Consider the following 22,100-nt stretch of genomic DNA (forward strand, 5'->3'; position numbering starts at 1 on the left):
TTAGCAACATCCTGAGTCTGGGGTACAACAAGAATCTTTATCATTTTTCAATTCGCTCAGATTTATTTTTTGTTTTTCCTGAGGAATTCCACAAGCTTCCTGTGCTAGACAGGCTGTTACCTTATTTTTAAGGATAAAATTCTTTCCATTAAAATCAAGATCATACTTTCCAATCGTTGTGTCTTGATATTCTACTTCGATTTCAAAATTTCCTATACTTAATTTTTCTTCTGAAAGCGTAATGATATGCAAAAGCTTTCCCGGTTTCAGACGATGTTCAAAATCATCCGCATCCCAAAGTTGAAAATTCACTCTTTCTTCTTTTCTCATGGTACCGCCACAATCTATAAAGTTTTTAGTCACCATTCCGATTTCTGTGACATGGAAATGTTCAGGGACAAACTTTCCATTCTCTAATTGAAATTCTACGTTTTCTAATGATGGTAGAATATTTTTAATTTGTTCTAAAGTCATTTTTATGTATTTTAAATTGTTAAATTGCAATATTACGATAAACTTGTTCAAATTTTTTTTAACAGCAGTTTTGCTTTTTCACTGTAGAAATAATATTCGAGAAATAGGTATTCAAAACTTCGAAAGCTTTATCATCAATACAATAGCAAATTGTGTTTCCTTCAATATTACCTTTAATTAATCCCGCATTTTTAAGCTCTTTTAAATGTTGAGAAACTGTTGGCTGGGCAAGCGGTAGCTCATTAACAATATCTCCACATATACATTCATTTACTTTTAATAAGTATTCTATGATTGCTATTCTGGCAGGATGCCCCAAAGCTTTTGCAATGGTAGCAATCTGGTTTTGTTGTTCGGTAAAAAAATCTGTTTTAGTAGCACCCATTTTTTATGGCTTATTTTATATCGCAATATTACGATAATAAATAAAACCGACAAATATTTTTTCAAATTTTAACAAAAAAAAATCCTTGCTGAAAGTACAACAAGGATTAAAAAAATATAATATAATTAAAACTGTTCATCTACTAATTCTTTATTCACCATAGCTCCAGCGAAGTTTCCTTGAGCAATGGCAGTGGCAACAGAGCGCATCATTGTTACATTATCTCCACAAGCATAAATACCATAAATATTTGTTTTTTGAAAAGGATCAACTTTAATAAATCCTTGTTCAGTCATTTCACAACCGAGATCCTCCAATACATTGATATTTTGCTTAAATGGGATCTTTGCATATAATGCTTTTAGTGAAAACTCTTGTCCGTTCTTGAAAAGTAGTTTTTGAATTTGACCGTTTTCATGGATTATTTCTTCAATTTCATTTTCATTAACGTTGATGCTTTTCTTTTTTAGCTTTTGAGTCTGCTCTTCACTTAAACTTGATTCCCCATTGGTAAATAAGGTTAAGTTTTTTGTCCAGTTCAGAATCATTTTTGAAAATTCAAAAGCTATATCTCCATTGGCAAGAATTCCTGTGATTTCATTTTTAACTTCATATCCATGACAATATGGACAATGCAGAACAGAAATTCCCCAAGATTCAGCAAAGCCGGGAATATTGGGTTGAATGTCTTTTATGCCTGTAGCAATAATTAATTTTTTAGCCTTAAACTTTTCACCCTTTTCTGTTTCGACCTCAAAACCGAGATCTAGCTTAGCAGTTTTCACCACTACTCCATCATGAAATTTTACCGTATTATATTTTTCCACCTGCTCCCTTGCAATGATGCTTATTTCCTTTGGAGTTTTTCCATCCTGAGTTAGAAAATTATGGGAATGCGGAGTTTGTCTGTTGCAAGGTTTTCCGCTATCAATGATCAAAACATTTCTCAAAGATCTGCCTAAAGCCATTCCCGCTGAAAGTCCGGAATAACTGCCTCCAATAATTATTACGTCAAAGTTTTTCATATTGCTTGTTGCTTGTTGCTTGTTGCTTGTTGCTTGTTGCTTGTTGCTTGTTGCTTGTTGCTTGTTGCTTGTTGCTTGTTGCTTGTTGCTTGTTGCTTGTTGCTTGTTGCTTGTTGCTTGTTGCTTGTTGCAAATGTAAAACAAATTTTTATTAATGCGACTAAATCGCAATAATATTTTATATATTTGTATATGCTTAAGAGAAATACAAAAACAAAACAGCTGATCCTGGATTCTTTAAAGAATTCAAAATCAGCGGTTAGTCAGGATATTTTATTAAAAAAACTGGGAGATGAAGTAGACAGAGCTACGATTTACAGAGTTTTAAACAGCTTTTGTGATGATGGAATTGTGCATAAAATCTTAAGCGATGATGGAAAATATTATTTTGCATTCTGCGTCAACTGTTCGGAAAAAGCACACCAACATAATCATTTCCATTTCAGATGTTTAAGCTGTGGGAAAATAGAATGTATTCCCAATGAAATTGAGGTGAAATTACCGACTGGTTATCAATCTGTCAACTTTAATGGCTTTATTTCAGGATATTGTGCAGATTGCTCATGATTTGAAGCTTTCGTAATACATCATTAATTAAACATTAATAAGCTCCTTTCACTTCAATAATTTCATCTTGAATTCTTTTGCGGATATCAATTTTTGAATTTTCGAAACTGAAAATTGTAGTCCCTTTTTCTCTTGCAAACTGATTCGTGACAGATCCTGATATGGCAGAGTTTTCAAACAAGACTCCTGTTTCCTGAAGTTCACCTTCCGGACGGTCTTTTACTCTAATGAGGTTTTTATATTTTTTGCTTAAATCAAACCAATTGATATAGTCTGCATTGAATGAAACTGCCTTTATCCCCTTTGTTGAATAATAATTAATTGCTCCGGCCTGTCCATAGTTATCACATAGTACCAGAGTATTTCCTGTTTTTGACAATCTGGAATATTCTTTATCTACTTTTTGCGCCAATTCTTTCCAGCCTAACATATCAGCAAAATCCTGAGGTAAAGGATGATCTTTTCCATCTTCCCAACGCAGAAGTCCGAATTTCTTATAGGATTCCGGATGGTTCACAATAAATTCAGGATTTTTATTCGGAAAAGATATATTATATATGGGTAAAAATAAAACTATAGGATGCAGGATACAAACTGGCCTAAGAAACTTCTTCCATCCGTTTTTCAAAATATTTCCTAAATAAACAGAGCCAAAACCTATATAAATAGGATAAAGTCCGATCGCATAATAATTCTTCGCTTTAAGAAATATAAATAATCCCATTGTTATAACATATCCCCAAAAGAAAAAACGAAATTTTTCAAAAGGCTTATAAAATAGTAAAGAATAAAAGGCAAACAAGATTACAAAAGTCACTCCGATAAAAAACAGAAGCTGAGCTTTAAAAAAATCAAATCTGTCTACATTCACCAATTGAGTATCTGAAAGTTCTTTCATATGGTGAATCACCGGAAAACCATTATTGTACTGCCAAAAAAGATTAGGAGAAACAATAATCAAAACTAAAAATACAGCCCCATATAGATGCGGATTTGTAAAAATCTTCCTTTGTTTTGTAATTAAAAGCGCAGGAATGAAACCCAATGCAAGAAACGCAATATTGTACTTATTTAAAATTCCGATTCCAAAAGCAATGCCTGCCAGATAAAGCCATTTTATTTTTTCTGTATTGATATATTTTATCAGAATATAAAAGAAGAGAGTCCATAAAAGTACATCCAATGAATTCGGTTGATACAGCATATTCAAACGAAGCAACGTTGAAAATAACAATCCAAAAGATGCAAGCAGACAAGCAAAAAGATCTCCTTTTAATTCGTCTATAGCTTTCCAGACAACAACCATTGTTAATGCTCCGAATAAAGCAGGAAAAAACTTAACCCAAAATATAGAATTTCCTAATATCTTTATCAGCCACGCGAACCACGAACTCACAGGAGGAACAGATAAATATCCCCAAGCAAGATGATTTGCCTGATCAAGATGTAAGTATTCATCTCTCTGCAATTCATACTCCGGGCTTATTAATATGTATTGAAGAACAAATTTTGCAATGATAAAAAGAAGAAGGATCAGATAGCTTTTTTTCATGGGTAAAGTTTAGATTTAAAAGTAAGACAATTTAGACTTCATTTTCATAACATCTGATATTTTTTTAGATCTCTCTATTCTTTGGATTGTCTTTTTTTAAACAAAAAAAGTCCCGAAAAAAATTCGGGACCTCAGATAAAATGTATCTAGTTAGTTTATTATTTTTTGCCTTTCTTTTCTTTAAGCTCTTCTTTGTCTTTGTCTGATGGGTTCCAAACCTTCACTTCAGAATTTTTATCAATTCCTGAAAGAATTTGAACATTGATACCATCACTAGCTCCTAAGTTTACATATGCTTTTTTGAATGTTCCGTTAGCTTGTTTAACCTCAACAAAAGGAACATCTTTACCATTTTTCTTTTCATATTGAACCAATGATTCATCCAATAACAAAGCATTTTTCTGAGAACTTAGTACAATCTCTCCATTCGCAGAGAATCCTGCTCTGATGTAATCGTTATTAGGGTTCTGAACATCCCCTTCAACAGGGAATTTTATCGTTCCGTTGTTGTCTTTTCCTTTTGGAGCAATCATTGTCAGCTTCCCAGGAAACGTTTTATTCTGTAAAGCTCCGATTACGATTTTCATATCCATTCCTTGCTTTAATTTTCCAGCCTGAGCTTCATCTATTTCTCCTTGGAAAATCAAAGCGCTAAGGTCAGCAATAGAACATATTGTTGTTCCTGCATTGAATGAGTTGGCTTCAATTACCTGGCTTCCTACTTTCACAGGAACTTCAAGAACTGTTCCTGCAGCTTTAGAACGAATTTGGGTCGTTGCAAAACCTTGTAGTTCCGGAGTAGCCCCCGTTTTTACAATCTGTAATCTTTTCTGAGCCGTTGCCAATTGTTGATTAGCGTTTTTAAGATTCTGTTGCTGTGTATATAACTGCTGCTGAGAATTTAGGTAATCTTGCTTAGAAATAACTCCTTGTGAAAACAGTTTTTCTTGCATTGCAAACTGCTTCTGCATGTTCTCAACATTCATTTTAGAGTTGTTGATTTGTAGCATCGAATTTTGAACCTCCTGTTGCGCATTATTCACATCACTAACACTCGGAATAATTCTTACGGTGGCAATTAATTGCCCTGCAGTTACTTTATCTCCTTCATCTACCAAAATCTTATCAATAATACCCGCAATATTCGGTTTGATCTCAATTTCTTCTTTTGGAACAATTTTTCCTGTGGCCATTACTTTATCATCCATATTCTGGATGGTAGGTTTACGGGTAAGGAAAGTCTCACTTTCTTTAGAATTGGATTTTACGAGGTAACCAATGCCTGAGAATAATGCCACTGCAAATAAAAGCCCCAAGAATATATAAATGGCTTTTTTCCAAGTGAATTTCTTTTTCATATATCTAGTTTATTTTTTAATATTGAATTAATTTATTTTTATCTAACTGTTTATGCTTTTCAAGCTTTTCAAACGCCTGATCTAAATCCTGTGGTTTATTAATAAAAAGGATAACAATCATCCTATTTTTAGCATCAAAAAAACTTATATTATTGATTGTGCTATCGTATTTAATTTTCTGAATTTCCGGAAATGCTTTCTTCAATTCCTCCAGATTCTCTTTTTGGTCTTTATCCAATAATATGATAAAAGAAGAATCATCTTCCAATAATCTGTGACTTTGTGAAACATCCTTCAGCGGACTTGAAACATGCACACTATTGGCACTAAAATATTTAAAAAAACTGTCAAAAATAACATTCCCATCTATCTGATCCGCATATAAATTTAATGTATTAAAATTAGGACCATATTCGTAAATCGAGTTAGGAAACGTCTTCTCGAAACTTTTAATTATTTCATCAACAAAATTCTTATCAATTGGTTTATTCTGTTCCAAATATTTTTCTGTTAAAGGATAAATTGCTTTTGCAAAAAGATTAATGGTCGGTTTATTATACCATTCGCCTTTATCTACATTACCTTTATTTAAAATTTTATATCCATATCCGTTTCCTAATGCTGTTGCCATTGCTTCATTAAAATAAGAATAAGCCAATTTTGAATATCGTGATTTATTTTCTGTAAAATATTTCTCTAATTCTGCCTGAACTTCTTTGCTCTGCTCATTGTATAAAATATGACACATCTCGTGTAAAGTGACTCCCAATGTCCCGATTGTATCATTTGAATCTGTCATACTTCCTACACACAACGCATTCCCATGAGGCGTGGCCGTAGTATTTCCCTGCTTTCCTGGAATTGGATATAAGGTAACATAAAACGGAACCTGCACATCCCAAGATGACTTATAAAAATGATTAAACTTTAAAAATAATTCTGAGCTAATATCATTATATTTCTTAAGTTCACTAATCTGTCTTTTAATTTTGGCTTCACTTTCATTCCATACAAACTGTCTGAAATACGGTTGTGCATTTTTCAATGAATTATAAATTTTCATTTGCTCATTAATAGGCAAAATTCCTGTTATTCTTTCATTAAAATCTTCAAGGTCTTTAGACTTTAAAGTAGTTACCACAAGCAATGTTAAATAACTTTTTCTATAATTTCGTCCTGCAGGATAATCTTGTCTTGAGATGCTTTCATTATAATCAATAGACTTGAAATCCTGAACCAACTTTTGAAAATCTTTATTATCTGCTAACTTCTCTGTAATAAATTTTCTGTAAGTGGATGAAGTTCCCGGCATTTTTGCTGCAGTCTCCATAAAATTAAAAAGACTATATACTTCGCTTTCTTTAAAGATAAAAAACTCTTTGCGCTGTCCTGAAACAGAGCCAAAAAAGAAAATTATTATAATTAAAAAAAGTCTTTTCATCTTTAAATTACTCTGATCTTAATGCTTCAATTGGCCTAATTTTAACTGCTCTTTGCGCAGGAATCATTCCAATAATTAATCCTAAAATAACCATTACCGCCATCGCTCCAAATACATTTCCGTAATTTACTGTTGGGTTATAGAATGGAAATTCATCCTGTCCCTGAGTTGCCATATTCAAAATAATTAAAACAAAAATCCCGAATATAAAACCAAGTATACCTGAAGACAGCGTAATTACTACACTCTCTAGCAAGATCTGATTTCTTACTTCAGAAGGTTTTGCTCCCAAAGCTCTTCTGATTCCAATTTCTTTTGTTCTTTCTTTTACCGTAATCAATAGAATATTTGAAATCGCAATTACCCCCGCAAGAATGGTTAAAGCACCTACAATTATGGTTAGCAACTGCATTCCGGTTAAGAAACCTGTTAGTTTTTTAAATTCTTTTCCAAGGTTAAAACTTCCAAAAGCATTTGTATCTTCCGGCGATACTTTGTTTTTAGCTTTTAATGCCAGCTTTACTTTCTCTTCTACTTCATTTACATTGGCGTTAGGCTTGCTAACAATCGCAAACATATCAATCTTATCTCCCGCATTGTACATTTTAGTATATGTGGAAAGAGGAATAAAAACCGTTTGATCATTTTCAAACCCGCCTCCTTTTTTCACTCTGAACACTCCTATCACGTTAAAGAAAATCCCTTTAACATTGATAGATTTTCCAATAGGGTTTTCATTCTTTTTAGAATCGAAAAAGTTTTTGTAAACTTCTTCTCCAATTACTACTACATTTTTATTTCCCGATACATCGGCATCATTGATATATCTTCCGAAAATTAGTTTCTTTTCAGAGATTTTATTTCCTATCGGATAATCTCCCGTAAGAGAATAGGTTGCATTTTTCCCATTTCTGGACATTGCTTCTCCCGGCGTTCCTGTAAAACTTCCTCTGGCATTTTGTGGAGATATATAATCAATTTCTGATATTTTATTTTTAAGCAACTGGATATCCGGAAGATTAAGATGTACTTCTCTTCCTTTTGGGAAACCTTCATAAGGAATGTTTGTTTTCTGTGCCCAAAGGAAAATAGAATTTGTTGCAAATCCTGAGAATACTTTATCAAAACCATTCTCCATTCCTTTTGCTGCTCCCAGCAAGCTCACATATAAAAACATCCCCCATCCCACACCAATCATGGTAAGGAATGTTCGAAGCTTATTATTCTTCAATGAATAATAAATTTCCTGCCAAGTATCCTTTTTAAATAAGATGTTCACTTTTATTAATTATGAGTTATAAATTATAAATGATGAATGATTTTAATTCAATTACAAATCATCACTTTTTCAAATTATTCTGTTCTTAATGCTTCAATAGGTCTGATCCTGGAAGCTCTGTATGCTGGAACAAATCCTGCAATTAATCCTGAAAAAACAAGTGCAATAAATGCCATCAAGATTGTCCCCCAGCCTACGCTTGGGCTTTTTATAAAATATTCTTCAAGACTGTCTCCTATTAAATGTAATGTCAATACACCGACACCTACTCCAACAAATCCTGAAACTACGGTTATCACAACACTTTCCTGAACAATCAAAGCAACAATACTTCTGGGTTTTGCCCCAATAGCTTTTCTTACTCCAATTTCTTTGGTTCTTTCTTTTACGATGTACACCATAATGTTACTGATTCCAATAATTCCTGCCAACAAAGTTCCCAACCCGATAAATGTTACAATTGCCGTTAATACTGCCATGAAAGTAAATGTATCATTCATATTCTTCGCATTATTACGTACACGAACTCCATTTTCATCATCAGGAGAAACATTTTTTCTTGCTTTCAGTCTATTTTGTAGCTCATCACCATATTTTATAGCTTCCTGAGGAGATAATTTGTCATTATATGCAATAAATACTGTACTCACCGTATCAGAGCCTTTTTTCATTTGTTGCAACGTAGTAATAGGAACCGAAATATGTCTTTCATCCCAGTCACCTCCATCATCAGAGAATACACCGACAACTTTAAACATGGTTCCATTAATATTCAGGTCTTTTCCTACCGGACTTCCATTCTTAATTAAATCCCTTTGAACCATTCTACCAATCACCGCTACATTTTGCTTTCTGGCTAAATCTGCAGAATTAAGATAACGCCCTTCAAGCATTTTACGGTTTTCGATATATTTTTCTTCAGCGTCTGTTCCGTTCACTTGGTAAGTTCCACTCTCTTTACCGTATTTCACCAATAAACTTGCTTGATATCTTGGCGTAGCCTCTCCGACTTTTTCTTTATCAGAATTAACAAGAAAATCATAGTCATCATTATTCATTGTAACCACTCTATCCGACTGCAGCCCTTTATAAGCAAGAGTCGTTTTTCCTGTAAAAATAGTAATCAGGTTCTGAGCATCTCTGGCAAAACCTTCTGTAAAAGCATTTTGCAATCCAGTACCAATTCCGAAAAGAACAATGAAGATAAATAAACCCAAAGCCACCGTAAATCCTGAAAGTACCGTCCGCAATATATTACTGCGAATAGAACTGAATATTTCCTGCCAACGATCTAGGTCAAACATATATTTTTTGGTTTGAAGCGGGAAAGTTTAATTTTCAAACTTACCGCATATTTATTTTTATTTAATTTTTAGACTTCCAGCCTCCATCTTCTAATTACAGCACGATTTGCTTTATAAATTCATCGCTTTCAATAATTCCGTCTTTTAAAATGACGTTTCTTTTTGTCTGTGCTGCAACATCTGGTTCGTGGGTTACCACAATAATGGTTTTTCCTTCATTATTAATATCCTGAAGAAGTTTCATAATATCATGTGTCGTCTTAGAATCCAACGCTCCCGTAGGCTCATCGGCCAAAACAATTTTAGGATTGGTAATCAAAGCTCTTGCAATTGCAACTCTTTGTTTCTGACCTCCGGAAAGTTCATTAGGAAGGTGGTTTGCCCATTGTGCAAGACCTACTTTTTCTAAATATTCCATCGCTTTCTTATCACGCTCTCTTCTTGGTACATTTTGATAATATAAAGGAAGAGCAACATTATCCAAAGCAGTCTTATAGCCTATCAAATTAAAAGACTGGAAAATAAAACCCAAAAACTGACTTCTATATTCTGCCGCTTTTATTTCAGATAAATGTTCAATCGGAACACCATCCAATTCATAAGTCCCCGAATCTTTTTCATCCAGAATACCAATAATATTAAGGAGTGTAGATTTCCCGGAACCGGAACTTCCCATAATAGAAACAAACTCGCCCTCGGAAATATTAAGATTAATACCCTTGAGAACGTGCAACTTGCTTTTTCCTGTATCGTATGATTTATGTAAATCCTGAATTACTAACATTAAGTGATGTATGTTTTATATCCTAATAAGTAGAAGTAATTTTCAATTTGTTACAAGAATACAAATTTATTCAAATTAATTAGTGTTTAATCTTTTTCTACTTTATTCATAGATATTTACAATTAAGTGTTTAACTACAACTGCCCAATTTTATTTATTTTTGCCTCATAAGTGTGTGTAAGTCAATATCAGAGCAAGTTTCATGTAAATGTGGAAAACTTTTAAGGTTAAAAGTCAACCAATTAGTATTTAGCTCTTTTAAAATCAGTTCTTTTTTTCGACCTTTGTGCTTCGCACGTAACAAGAGATAACCGTTTCATTTATGTGAATAACTTTTAAATATAAGTTTCAAATAATCAGAACGTTAATTATTTCTTGCATCTTATCCGCACTGATCTAATTATTTTAATTTTAAAGACATTTTAATATGGGAATTTTTGATAAAAGAGTAAGCTATAAACCATTTGAATACCCTGAGGTTCTTCAATTTGTAGAGGCTATCAACAAATCGTTTTGGGTACATTCGGAAGTGGATTTTACCGCAGATGTTCAGGATTTTCATTCACAATTGGAACCACACGAAAAGCATGCTGTGAAAAATGCGCTTTTAGCCATTGCACAGATCGAGGTGTCTGTAAAGACATTCTGGGGAAACCTATACAACCATATGCCAAAACCTGAATTAAATGGTCTTGGAGCTACTTTTGCAGAATGCGAATTCCGTCATTCTGAAGCCTATTCCCGTTTGGTAGAAGTATTAGGATATAGCGAAGAATTCTCTAATGTAATAGAAATTCCTGCTGTAAAAAAGAGAATTGATTTCTTATCAAATGTTCTGAAGCACGCGAATTCTACAACACCAAAAGAATATGTTTCTTCTCTTTTATTATTCAGTATCCTGATTGAAAACGTATCACTTTTCTCACAATTTGCGATCATTCTTTCTTTCACAAGGTTTAAAGGATATATGAAAAATGTTTCTAACATCATCGCTTGGACTTCTATTGATGAGCAAATTCACGCGAATGCAGGAATTTATTTAATCAACAAAATCCGTGAAGAGCAACCTGATTTATTAACTGATTCCGATATTGAAGATATCTATACATTAGTTGATCAGTCTGTAGAACTAGAAGGTGAAATTATCGACTGGATCTTTGAATTAGGAGAATTAAGCTTCTTCTCAAAAGAAGATTTATTAAACTTCATGAAATACCGTGTTGATGACAGTTTAAAGAAAATCAATATGGATACACGTTATAATATTACTCCAGAACAATACCGTCCAATGAAATGGTTTGAAGAAGAAGTTTTCGCAAACTCTATGGATGATTTCTTTGCAAAAAGACCTGTGGATTATACGAAGCATGATAAGAGTATTACAGCGAACGATCTTTTCTAAATTTTAAATTCTGAATTTTGGATAAAGAGCGCGAGCGAAGCGAGCGTCAAAACAGATAGTATTAGCAATGTCATGCTGAGCCTGTCGAAACATTTTAAACCATTAAGAATTTAAGATTATCAAAAGATTGCTTCATTCCTCGCAATGACCAAAAATAAACATCAAACACAAAAGAATAATGATTAACGTAATTGTATCTTATACCGTAAATCCCGATTTTGTTCAGGAAAACAAAGTCAATATTCAAAAGTTTTTAAATGATTTTAAGAATTTAGATCAATCAACATTTGAATATAAAGTTTTTGTAAAAGAAGATAACGTTACCTTTGTTCATTATTCAAATTATATCAATGAAGAGGTTCAACATGTAGTTTTGAATGTACCATCTTTTAAAGAATTTCAAAGAGTAAGAGATGAAAGTGGGCTGAACGGTTCTCATAAAGTAGAAATTTTACAATCAATATAAACAACACAAAATTTCTGGGTAATAAAACCCACTCAGAAGTTTGAAAACATACACAACATCTATGGAAGAGCAAAATTCAAATATATGGTGGCTCAATGAAGAGTCTGAGCAAATGCTTAACAGAGGATATCTGTTGAAAGGAGAAACTGTAGACGGAGCTATCGACAGAATCACCATGGCTGCTGCAAAAAAATTATACAAGCCGGAATTACAGGCCGCTTTCAAGGAAATGATCGTAAAAGGATGGATCAGTTTTTCTTCTCCAGTTTGGGCAAACATGGGAACGCAGAGAGGTCTTCCCATCTCTTGTTTCAACGTTCACATTCCGGACAGCATTGAAGGAATTACCCACAAAATGGGTGAAGTAATCATGCAGACGAAAATTGGCGGGGGAACTTCAGGATATTTCGGAGAACTTCGTAACAGAGGTACTGCAGTAACCGATAACGGAAAATCTTCAGGAGCTGTTTCTTTCATGAAATTGTTTGACACAGCAATGGATGTAGTTTCTCAAGGTGGTGTAAGAAGAGGTGCTTTTGCAGCTTATTTGGATATTGACCACGGAGATATTGAAGAATTTTTATCCATTAAAGACATCGGAAGTCCGATCCAGAATCTATTTACAGGAATTTGTGTTCCTGATTACTGGATGCAGGATATGATTGACGGAGATATGGACAAACGTAAAATCTGGGCAAGAGTATTAGAAAGCCGTCAACAAAAAGGATTACCATATATTTTCTTTACTGATAACGTAAATAGAAATAAACCTCAGGTTTACAAAGACTTAGGAATGCCTGTAAATGCAAGTAACCTTTGTTCTGAAATCATGCTTCCTTCAACAAGAGAAGAATCTTTCATCTGTTGTTTATCTTCTATGAACTTAGAGTTATACGACGAATGGAAAGATACAGACGCTGTAAAATTAGCGGTTTATTTCCTAGATGCAGTTCTAACTGAATTTATCGAAAAAACTGAAGGAAACTATTACCTACAAGGAGCAAGAAACTTCGCTATGCGTCACAGAGCGCTTGGTTTAGGAGTTTTAGGATACCATTCTTATTTACAGAAAAACATGATTCCGTTTGAAAGTTTTGAGGCAACTCAATTCAATGCAAGAGCTTTCAGACATATCAAAGAACAAGCAGAAACAGCTTCAAGAGAATTGGCTAATATCTACGGTGAACCAGAATTATTGAAAGGTTACGGATTGAGAAATACCACAACAATGGCTATTGCTCCTACCACTTCAAGTTCAGCCATTTTAGGACAAACTTCTCCTGGAATTGAGCCTTTCGCTTCTAACTATTATAAAGCAGGTTTGGCTAAAGGAAACTTTATGCGTAAGAACAAATACTTGGCTAAATTATTAGAAGAAAAAGGATTAGACAACGAGGAGACTTGGAGAACGATCATGCTAAATCATGGTTCTGTTCAGCATTTAGCTGAATTAACTGACGAAGAAAAAGCAGTATTCAAAACATTTAAGGAAATTTCTCCAATGGAGATCATTTCTCAGGCTGCACAAAGACAACAGTATATTGACCAAGCACAATCATTAAACCTACAAATTCCTTCTACAATGCCTGTAAAAGATGTAAACTATCTTTACATTGAAGCATGGAAAAAAGGAGTGAAAACATTATATTACCAAAGAAGTTCATCTGTTTCTAAAGAAATGATGGTGAATTTTGTTTCATGTTCTGCTTGCGAAGCATAACATTTCAAATAATAAATATCAATATATTTATTCATCAAAGCCGTCTCGTTTTTAAAGCGAGACGGCTTTCTTTGTATTTTTCTTCAAAACTTTTAATTCCTTAACACCATTTTCAGAATCACAATTACAGCAAATTCCAAGGGACGGAAAGTTATAGAGTAATTATTGCAATCCAAAAATCCTGATTTTATGGAAACACCTTCTATCCTAAAGTTTAAACAGATTTTAAATATAAATTATAAACTTTTACAAAATCAACTGAAAAAACAATCAAATTATTGGCTATAAAATTATTATTAAACAAATTTCAACAACAATTAACACAAATTTAATATAATTATTTTTTTTACATAAAATGTAATTTTTGCAATAAAAATAAAACAACACATTTATTCTTTAATCAGCAATTTCATCACTACTACTTTCTTTTAATACCAAGCATAAAATAAATATTACATCTATAAAATTAAAGAATTTAAAATAAAATATTTTTAACCATTACATCTCTAAACATTTAAATAATAAACAGATACTCTTAGATATTCAAAAATGAAAGCTTGGAGAGCATATAAATATATTATAATTTAGTGCCTAACAAATTAAATAAAATATGAAAAAAAAATTCTGGTTTACACTATTATTATTTAATATTAGTAGATGTATATATGCACAGGTAGGTATTAATAACCAAACTCCTAATAGTACATTAGCAGTCAATGGTTCTTTTAGCGCTAAGTTTTCTGAAATTACAACAGCCAATTATACCTTAACAGATCAAGACTTTCATGTTTCCTATACAGGAACAAGCAACGCGACATTTACATTACCTACAATCGGAACAGACGTAAGTAGTTATTCCGGAAGATTTTATAAGATTAAAAACCTCTCTAATTACACAATTACAATAACAGCTTCAGACGGAAACAGTATGAGAATTAATGGAGACTCCCCAGTAGCTACTTATACAATTCCATCAGGAGGTTATATTGAAGCTACAAACAATAATAATGCAACAGGAGGAACGTGGGATCTCTCTTATTTAGGCTCAACAAGCTTAAAAAGCAACACAGAAATATATGCAACACAATTACGCATACCCCCGCATGGAAATAATAGTTCAACCCCAGACTGGAATAACCATTCCAACTCGAACTTTGATACAGGCACCCCTAATGATAGATGGTGGATTATTAGTAAAAGTTCTTTCCCATACGAATATCAGGTTACAGGAAATATATATCATAGAAGCAGTAAAATGACCCTCGTTTATGAATTTCAAGGAACTCCGTTTGATACAAATAATCTTTATTCAAACCTCACACCAGGAAATAATTCAGGCTTTCCTGATGTATTCTCCGCTAACTTAATAAAGCTCGCTAATGATGGTACAAATGGTAGAACCAGATTAACAGTTACAGTTGCCAGAATTGATCAGGTAGGAAATTCTGGAGGCAATAGCAGTAATTGGGGAGGCTCATTTCTTTTAAATGTGCTACTAGCAAGAACAACTACTCAGTAAAATAAATGATTTAATAAAGAAAAATGCTGCCTTATAAATATAAAGGCAGCATTTCTCAAGGGTAATTCTTATTGTTCATTTTTTTGAATAGTTGAAAATTTGGAATAATTTTTATAAAATCAAACTAATTCAATGCATCCTAGTAATATTCTATAATTCTTTTAGGGTTCCAAATATTAAGCTGCGTTAAAAAAAGAATATTTGTTAATTAAGAACTTATTTAAACTTTATATTTTAACCACAAATCGAAGATTCGACGGAGTCAAAAGAGACGAAAGATTAAACTTGAGCTATTTAAGTTCATCATAAAGTGCAAACAAGAATTGATAAGTTAAAAAATATTTGCATATCAAGCTGAATCGAGATATTATCCTTTTATAAACTTTGTTACATTTTAAATGATTCAATATTTAGTTTAATTTTTTAATTAGCTTAAGCAGAGTTTATATATCTGGAAAAAAAACAATTTTAAACATAAAACAAACACTAAAAATTATTTCGGATGAACAAAATTATAATACTTTTTATAATGGTAATATCTTGTTGTATCTCAGCACAAGTAGGTATAAATACTACCTCACCAGACCAAAGCTCTTTATTAGATATTAATAGTACTTCTAAAGGAGTTTTACTTCCAAGGATCAGTAATATATCCTCTATCTCAACCCCAGCGACCGGATTGATAATCTTTGATACTACAAAAAAATGCATTAGCCAAAATATTGGTACTTCTTTAATACCAGACTGGGTCTGCCTTTCTCCTTATGTAAACAAATTTTTTTATATGCCCAGCGTAGTTTTTGATACAACTGCTCCAACAACAGGACAAACAAAGGATTTATACACTTTGTACAAAAATCAGTTTTCGAATATTCAGAGTAATGCAAGAAGTACTTCTGCACCTGCAACAATTCCATTTTTCCCCGATACAACAGATTTACATTATTATGTAACAGGCTATGATGCTAATGTTTTTCAAATAAACAGTATAAGCGATACAGGAGTATTAAATTATGATGTTCTTTCCAATGCAACATCGGCTTCTTTTATCAACATTGTTTTTGTAGTAAAATAAAGTAAAAATCATGAAATATAATTTCGGAAGACTCTCATTGATGAGTCTTATCTTTATGTTGCTTACAAATATTGTGTATGCACAGACAGACAGCATAGAAGCAGCCAGCATCTACGGTTTCTCATCATACTCCAACTCATTGATGAATGCTTCTTCTGATCCCAACTTAACCATTCAGGGAAATGCTTCATACACGGCAACCGGAGTACAACTGACTCCAGCAATCCAAAGCCGATTTGGCGGATTATTTCTTAACGGACAATCTTTTACATCTGCAAATGGTTTGCTGGTAGAGTTTGAATATGATATGACAAATGGAACTACACTCAACGGCAACTATGGAGACGGACTATCTTTTTTCTTATACGACGGAGCAGTAGTCTCCCCTACTATTGGAGCACGAGGAGCTGGATTGGGATACTCTTACAACAGAGCAAATGAAACCGCTAGTTCACTTAGAAGAGCTGGTCTGTCAGGGGCATATTTAGGTATTGCTTTAGACGAATTTGGAAATTTTAAAACTAAGCGATTTTTTCCAAGTGCCAGAGTGAATGGTATTGATCAAGTTAACTGGAGTCAGCGATCGAGCCACGTTACCTTGAGAGGAGCAAAAGGAGTGGCAATTAGCAATAACGGTTTAGAAGATGGGTACACTGGTTATCCCGTTTTGATAACGCGATCAACATTAAGTAACGCAGGAACGGTTGGAGCTATTCTTAATACGGACAGATCATATACAATAACTACCAATAACCTTGCCTCAACATTTGATTTAAGAAACGCAAATGGTGGATTTAGAAAAGTATACCTAGAATTGATACCTCATCTTGTAACAGCCACCACAACAGACGGATTTGATGTAAAAGTTGATATTCAGACCGACCCAAACCAAACTCCTATAAATGTCATTAATTACTATCACTATAAAACATCTGTACCTTATTCAGAAAATGCTAATCCTCAAACTACAGATTATAACACTTCAAGTTCGGAGGGGTCACCAACTGACCAAACACTAAACGCAAGTGTTCCTTCTGTTTTAAAATTAGGTTTTGCAGCAGCCACAGGTGCAGCTTCTCAGCAGCATATAATCAGAAATCTACAATTAACTCTGCCATATTCTGCAATTACCGAAGATGATACAGCTTCTACCTGTTTATTTCAGCCAGTTACAATTCCAGTGTTGGATAATGACATAGCATATAAAGGAATAATCAACATTACGAATCCACCTACTGGAAGTACGAATAATATTGATAAATCTACGTTCAGTTTTGCAAGAAACAGTGATACTGATCTTACTTTATCCCGTAGTAAAGTAACTCCGGAAGGAACATGGAGCTATAATATAAATACAGGAATTGTAACCTTTACACCTTCAAATGGTTTTACAGGTACCGCTACCATGACATACTCCATAAAAGGCGAAACCGTAAAAGATTCTAATGGTAAAATCATAGAACCCTATGGTGATGCCGCATACCGTTCTGTTCCTTCCATCATCACCGTAAAACTGAAAACTACTGGTTGCATTTACTCTGTAGTTTCCAATAAAATGGTAACACAAGAAGTAAAATAAAAATAAAACCGTAGAAAAAATTTCTATGGTTTATTTTCATTCCTTCATTACTTATGGGAATACTATTACTTACAGGTATTTTTACCTTACCTGAAATCTCTTTACCTGTATTCTACAATTCAGGATACTTTTCAACTAATGAAGACGTAGGTTTATTTAAAAACATCGAAATAGATTTTTTCCAAAATTTATTTGGAATTTTAATTATCATTGGTGGAGTATTGGTAGGATATTCAAAAGAAAAAATTGAAGATGAATATATTTCTAGTTTGCGTTTACGATCTGTTTTTTGGAGCTTAATGGTTACCTATTCTATCATTCTTATATTATTCTTAACCCTATTTGGAATACTATTCTTTACAGCAATGATTATAATTATATTTTTACCACTGATACTTTACATTTTCAGATTTAACTATTTATTGCTTAAAAAATGAAAAATACAATTAAGATTGAAAGAGCTGTAAAAAATATTACACAAGAAGATCTTGCAAAAAAAATAGGTGTATCAAGACAAACTATTAATGCAATGGAAGCAGGTAAATACGTTCCTTCTACAGTTTTAGCATTGAAAATTTCAAAATATTTCAATAAAAAAGTTGAGGATATTTTTGAGCTTGAAAATGATGATTAATTATATTCAAGTTTTAGAAAATTTGAGATAGAAAATACTTCGCATATAGATAAAACCCATTCGTGGGCGAGCAAGACTTATATAGCATTTATTTCATACACACAAAATGGAATAGAGAACTTATTTTTAATTAATATAACAAAAAAAAGCCCAGAAATAAATTTCTGGACTATTGAAAGAATATATAGTAAAATAAAAATTAAAAATTATATCTCAATCCTAACTGAGCCTGGAATCTTGATGCAAACTGATCAATAGTATAAGGCAACCCAGGAGTTGTAAAGTTATATGTTGGATCACCAGCTGAAGGTTGTCCTGCAGCAACGTTTCCTACTTTTGTTAATCCTACACTAGCTGTAGAGTTAAAGGTATTAGGTACAAAATACACTTTACCCCAGTTTTTATTTAATAGATTAGTAAGATTGATGATACTTAATGAAATCTGTATGGTATTTTTAGATTTCGGGCTCAATCTTATTTCATCCATAATTTTAAAGTCAGCTTGTATATTCCATGGAGTCACATCGCCATTTCTTTCTGTAAACTTTCCTCTTCGAGAACTCAGATATTTGTTATTGTCAACAAATTTTTCATAATCTGCAATTTGCTGTTGCGCAGAAACTAAAACATTTCCGGCAGCATCTTTTATAGCAACGATATATTTAGCAGCTTCAGTAGCATCCTTGAAAATGTAAGAAAGTCCGGCAGCCTGCCCCGTATTAGCAATCGTACTGTTTATAAATCCCCAAGAAAAAGGATTTCCAGACTGCGCATTGAAATATACGTTAGCAGATAATCTGTTGGATGGTGAAAGATTAAGAGAATATCCAAGATTCGCCACTACCCTGTTTTTGATAGCAAAGTTAGAAGTCGTAAGCTGTGGATTATTTGGCGTTAGAGACTGATTCATTTGCCAGTTACTTTCCATAGAGTTTCTGATTCCGTTGGTAATATCCTTTGCATCACCATACGTATAGGCAACGAAGAAATTAAATCCGAAATTATATGCTTTAGAAAGCTGAGCCGTTAAGTTATATCGGTAACCTTGTTTCGTATTGGATAAAAGATAAGCATTGGAAAAATTACTGTTGATGTTACCACTGTAAATCGGCATTTCATGATTCGTATCATAGCTGTAATACGTCACATTATCTGTTTTGTTCACTTGTTGGAATTGTAGATCGTATAATACTTTTGTATAGATACCCTCTAATGTCAATTTATACCCAGAAACACTGTAGTCAACAGCCAATGAACTTCTCCACACTCTTGGCATTTTAAAGTTATTATCAATTAAATCTACCTGAACTTTAGAAGAATTTTGCCATTTCGGGAAATTACCACTCACCAAAGGATCTCCATTAGCCGCCAACTGAGCTGCTGTAGGTGAATTATAATCATAACTTCCAAAACCTACACCATCATTATAATAAGCATACCCTAGCCATGCAAAAGGAATTCTTCCCACGAAAATACCGGAACCTCCCCTTAATACAACTGATCTATCTTCGGTAACATCCCAAGTAAAGCCAAGTCTCGGAGACAAAGTAGGTTTATTAAGATAGTTATTGGTAAGTTGATCTAGTGGCGTATATGTATATGTATTTCCATAATTAGGATCTTGAGGAGAATTGGTAACCTTTGGACTTAAATTAGGTTTATTAGGTAAATCCGTGTAATCTACTCTTACTCCCGGTGATAATCTCACTCTTCCTAAATTAATCTCATCCTGAAAATATAATGAAAGAAGATTAACTTTATAAGAAGCATAAGGATTATTAAAGATGGTCTCTCTACTATCTCCATTGAATGGATATGTACCTCTTATTCTTGAAGGGTTAGCGTTATAGAAATCATTTAAACTCTTATAAGAAATTCTTCCGTTAAGCGCGTTTACGAAACCATAATCTATATTATACAATTCATTATGCGTTCCTAATAAGAATGTATGAATTCCTTTTTTGTACGTCAAATTATCGGTGATCTCAAAAGTCTTCTGCTTCATGTTAAAAACAGTCGCCTCTCTATCATTTCCTAATAAAATAGTTCCTCCGTTATAAGCAATTTCCACTTGCGGGAACATGGCATTGGAAGAAGTAGGATCTCTATAATCATGTATAGAAGAATATCCTAATATTAAATTATTACTCCATTTATCATTAAAACGACTTTTCAATTCCAACGTGGTAGAAGAAGAAGTATTCTTCTGAATGTAATCCATGCTAGAGAATCTGAAATTCGCTCCATCCCTTTCAAGATTTGAAGCTTGTGAGAATACCGTATTATTTTTAATGGATAGCGTATGCTTATCATTAATCTTCCAATCTAATTTATTAAAAAGCTTAGAGCTTTCTGAGAAATTATTATATTGATTGAAGCTTCCTACATTGAAATTATATTTATTACGAACAAAATCAGAAATCTGCTGAGCCACCGCATCATTCACCAATGCATTAGGATCATTCGCATTATAGAAAACAGGATCTGTTCTTTTCGTATATTCTAAATTGGTAAATAAGAATACTTTATCTTTTACAACAGGTAAGCCTACTCTTCCCCCAAAAATAAAATCTTCAAAAGAGCTTGGCATTTTTGAATTATCACCAATTCTGTTGTTTCCTGTAATAGAAGCATTTCTTCCGTATGTATACAAAGATCCGGTAATATCATTACTTCCGCTTCGCGTTACTGCATTAATACTTCCTCCTAGGAAATTCCCCAGCTTTACATCATAAGGAGCAATATAAACTTGCACATCCTGAATAGCATCTAAGCTGATGGAATTAGAACGCGTACTACTTCCCGGCATTCCTGATGTTCCCGTTTGTCCTCCTAAAGATGGGCTAAAACCAATTGCATCATTATTAATAGATCCGTCAATAGTAACGTTGTTATAACGGAAGTTGGTTCCGTTGAAAGAGTTATTCGCACTCTGTGGAACGAGTTTCGTCACATCCTGAATTCCTCTATTGATATTGGGGAGCCCAGCAATCTGTGCCTGGCTGATTCCTACTCCGTTTTTTACAATGGTTCTTTTAGAAGTAAGTTTTACCTCATCAATTACCTTTTCTCTGTTATTAACTTCCACTACCGGTAAATCATTATTACCCAACGAAAGTTGTATATTGGTTGTAGAATAAATGACCTGCGAACCGTCCGAAACTTCTATTGTATAAGGACCTCCTGGCTGCAAATTATCTAAGCTGAACTGCCCTTTACTGTTGCTTTTCGTTTCAAAAGTACTGTTCGTAGGTACATGCACTACTTTCACAGTAACTTCAGAGGTTATCCCTTTTAACCGTCCAAAAATTTTAGAACTGGTCTCCTGTGAAAATGCAAACCCAAAGGACAATAAAGCAAAAGCACAGATAATTTTTTTCTTCATATTTTTTACTTCTATTTTCTGGAGCAAAATTATATCGCAAAAAGATCAAGTATGGTAACATACAGTTAACATTATGTGACCTAATCTTTAACATTTCCTTAAAAAAAACTTAATAGGATTATTAGTTTAATTTATATCAATTTGTTTCAGC

19 protein-coding genes are annotated in these 22,100 nt (G+C 33.2%); 9 read left to right on the plus strand and 10 right to left on the minus strand.

Annotated features, from left to right (window positions below; all coding sequences use genetic code 11):
• From BUB80_RS05105 to BUB80_RS05115, 3 genes are all read right to left on the minus strand, one after another.
• Nucleotides 1-474, minus strand: a complete 474-nt coding sequence (locus tag BUB80_RS05105) for a DUF6428 family protein (RefSeq protein WP_073291550.1) — start codon at nucleotides 472-474, stop codon at nucleotides 1-3.
• Between the two features lie 58 nt (nucleotides 475-532).
• On the minus strand, nucleotides 533-859 hold the full coding sequence (locus tag BUB80_RS05110) for an ArsR/SmtB family transcription factor (protein WP_073291552.1): 327 nt from the start codon (nucleotides 857-859) through the stop codon (nucleotides 533-535).
• A gap of 125 nt (nucleotides 860-984) precedes the next feature.
• Nucleotides 985-1,884 carry an NAD(P)/FAD-dependent oxidoreductase gene (locus tag BUB80_RS05115; protein ID WP_073291739.1) on the minus strand — a complete coding sequence of 300 codons (900 nt, stop codon included), beginning with the start codon at nucleotides 1,882-1,884 and terminating at the stop codon, nucleotides 985-987.
• Nucleotides 1,885-2,076: 192 nt separating this feature from the next.
• Here BUB80_RS05115 and BUB80_RS05120 point away from each other — a divergent pair, with 192 nt between their 5' ends.
• Complete coding sequence (locus tag BUB80_RS05120) at nucleotides 2,077-2,451, plus strand: Fur family transcriptional regulator (RefSeq protein ID WP_073291553.1); 375 nt, start codon at nucleotides 2,077-2,079, stop codon at nucleotides 2,449-2,451.
• Nucleotides 2,452-2,485: 34 nt separating this feature from the next.
• On the opposite strand, the gene BUB80_RS05125 is transcribed toward BUB80_RS05120, so the two are convergent.
• From BUB80_RS05125 to BUB80_RS05150, 6 genes are all read right to left on the minus strand, one after another.
• Complete coding sequence (locus BUB80_RS05125) at nucleotides 2,486-4,003, minus strand: glycosyltransferase family 39 protein (RefSeq protein ID WP_073291555.1); 1,518 nt, start codon at nucleotides 4,001-4,003, stop codon at nucleotides 2,486-2,488.
• A gap of 158 nt (nucleotides 4,004-4,161) precedes the next feature.
• Nucleotides 4,162-5,361: an efflux RND transporter periplasmic adaptor subunit gene (locus BUB80_RS05130; RefSeq protein ID WP_073291557.1), complete on the minus strand. Its 1,200-nt coding sequence runs from the start codon at nucleotides 5,359-5,361 to the stop codon at nucleotides 4,162-4,164.
• A gap of 16 nt (nucleotides 5,362-5,377) precedes the next feature.
• Entirely contained in the window at nucleotides 5,378-6,802 is a 1,425-nt protein-coding gene (locus BUB80_RS05135) for a hypothetical protein (RefSeq protein ID WP_073291558.1), read from the minus strand.
• A gap of 7 nt (nucleotides 6,803-6,809) precedes the next feature.
• Nucleotides 6,810-8,081: an ABC transporter permease gene (locus tag BUB80_RS05140; protein WP_073291560.1), complete on the minus strand. Its 1,272-nt coding sequence runs from the start codon at nucleotides 8,079-8,081 to the stop codon at nucleotides 6,810-6,812.
• 74 nt (nucleotides 8,082-8,155) lie between these two features.
• A complete protein-coding gene (locus BUB80_RS05145) occupies nucleotides 8,156-9,385 on the minus strand; it encodes an ABC transporter permease (protein WP_073291562.1) in 1,230 nt (409 codons plus the stop codon).
• A 94-nt stretch (nucleotides 9,386-9,479) separates the two neighbouring features.
• The gene (locus BUB80_RS05150; RefSeq protein WP_073291564.1) at nucleotides 9,480-10,169 is read right to left on the minus strand and encodes an ABC transporter ATP-binding protein; all 690 of its coding nucleotides are present in this window, start codon (nucleotides 10,167-10,169) and stop codon (nucleotides 9,480-9,482) included.
• Nucleotides 10,170-10,596: 427 nt separating this feature from the next.
• Here BUB80_RS05150 and BUB80_RS05155 point away from each other — a divergent pair, with 427 nt between their 5' ends.
• The 8 genes from BUB80_RS05155 (at nucleotide 10,597) to BUB80_RS05190 (ending at nucleotide 18,564) form a co-directional block, all read left to right on the plus strand.
• A complete protein-coding gene (locus BUB80_RS05155; protein WP_054510330.1) occupies nucleotides 10,597-11,571 on the plus strand; it encodes a ribonucleotide-diphosphate reductase subunit beta in 975 nt (324 codons plus the stop codon).
• A gap of 178 nt (nucleotides 11,572-11,749) precedes the next feature.
• Complete coding sequence (locus tag BUB80_RS05160; RefSeq protein ID WP_073291566.1) at nucleotides 11,750-12,037, plus strand: hypothetical protein; 288 nt, start codon at nucleotides 11,750-11,752, stop codon at nucleotides 12,035-12,037.
• Nucleotides 12,038-12,098: 61 nt separating this feature from the next.
• Complete coding sequence (locus tag BUB80_RS05165; protein WP_073291568.1) at nucleotides 12,099-13,757, plus strand: ribonucleoside-diphosphate reductase subunit alpha; 1,659 nt, start codon at nucleotides 12,099-12,101, stop codon at nucleotides 13,755-13,757.
• Nucleotides 13,758-14,367: 610 nt separating this feature from the next.
• Complete coding sequence (locus BUB80_RS05170; RefSeq protein ID WP_073291569.1) at nucleotides 14,368-15,276, plus strand: hypothetical protein; 909 nt, start codon at nucleotides 14,368-14,370, stop codon at nucleotides 15,274-15,276.
• A gap of 502 nt (nucleotides 15,277-15,778) precedes the next feature.
• Nucleotides 15,779-16,351, plus strand: a complete 573-nt coding sequence (locus BUB80_RS05175) for a hypothetical protein (RefSeq protein WP_073291571.1) — start codon at nucleotides 15,779-15,781, stop codon at nucleotides 16,349-16,351.
• A gap of 10 nt (nucleotides 16,352-16,361) precedes the next feature.
• Complete coding sequence (locus tag BUB80_RS05180; protein WP_073291573.1) at nucleotides 16,362-17,930, plus strand: hypothetical protein; 1,569 nt, start codon at nucleotides 16,362-16,364, stop codon at nucleotides 17,928-17,930.
• A 53-nt stretch (nucleotides 17,931-17,983) separates the two neighbouring features.
• Complete coding sequence (locus BUB80_RS05185; RefSeq protein WP_083547063.1) at nucleotides 17,984-18,367, plus strand: hypothetical protein; 384 nt, start codon at nucleotides 17,984-17,986, stop codon at nucleotides 18,365-18,367.
• On the plus strand, nucleotides 18,364-18,564 hold the full coding sequence (locus BUB80_RS05190) for a helix-turn-helix transcriptional regulator (protein WP_073291577.1): 201 nt from the start codon (nucleotides 18,364-18,366) through the stop codon (nucleotides 18,562-18,564). The genes BUB80_RS05185 and BUB80_RS05190 overlap by 4 nt, the downstream gene beginning before the upstream one ends.
• 199 nt (nucleotides 18,565-18,763) lie before the next feature.
• Here BUB80_RS05190 and BUB80_RS05195 read toward each other — a convergent pair whose 3' ends face one another.
• Nucleotides 18,764-21,949 (minus strand): TonB-dependent receptor, encoded by a 3,186-nt coding sequence (locus BUB80_RS05195; protein ID WP_073291579.1) that lies wholly within the window; start codon nucleotides 21,947-21,949, stop codon nucleotides 18,764-18,766.
• Between the last annotated feature and the right edge of the window lie 151 nt (nucleotides 21,950-22,100).

The organism is Chryseobacterium polytrichastri, from assembly GCF_900142445.1.
GTDB lineage: Bacteria > Bacteroidota > Bacteroidia > Flavobacteriales > Weeksellaceae > Chryseobacterium > Chryseobacterium polytrichastri.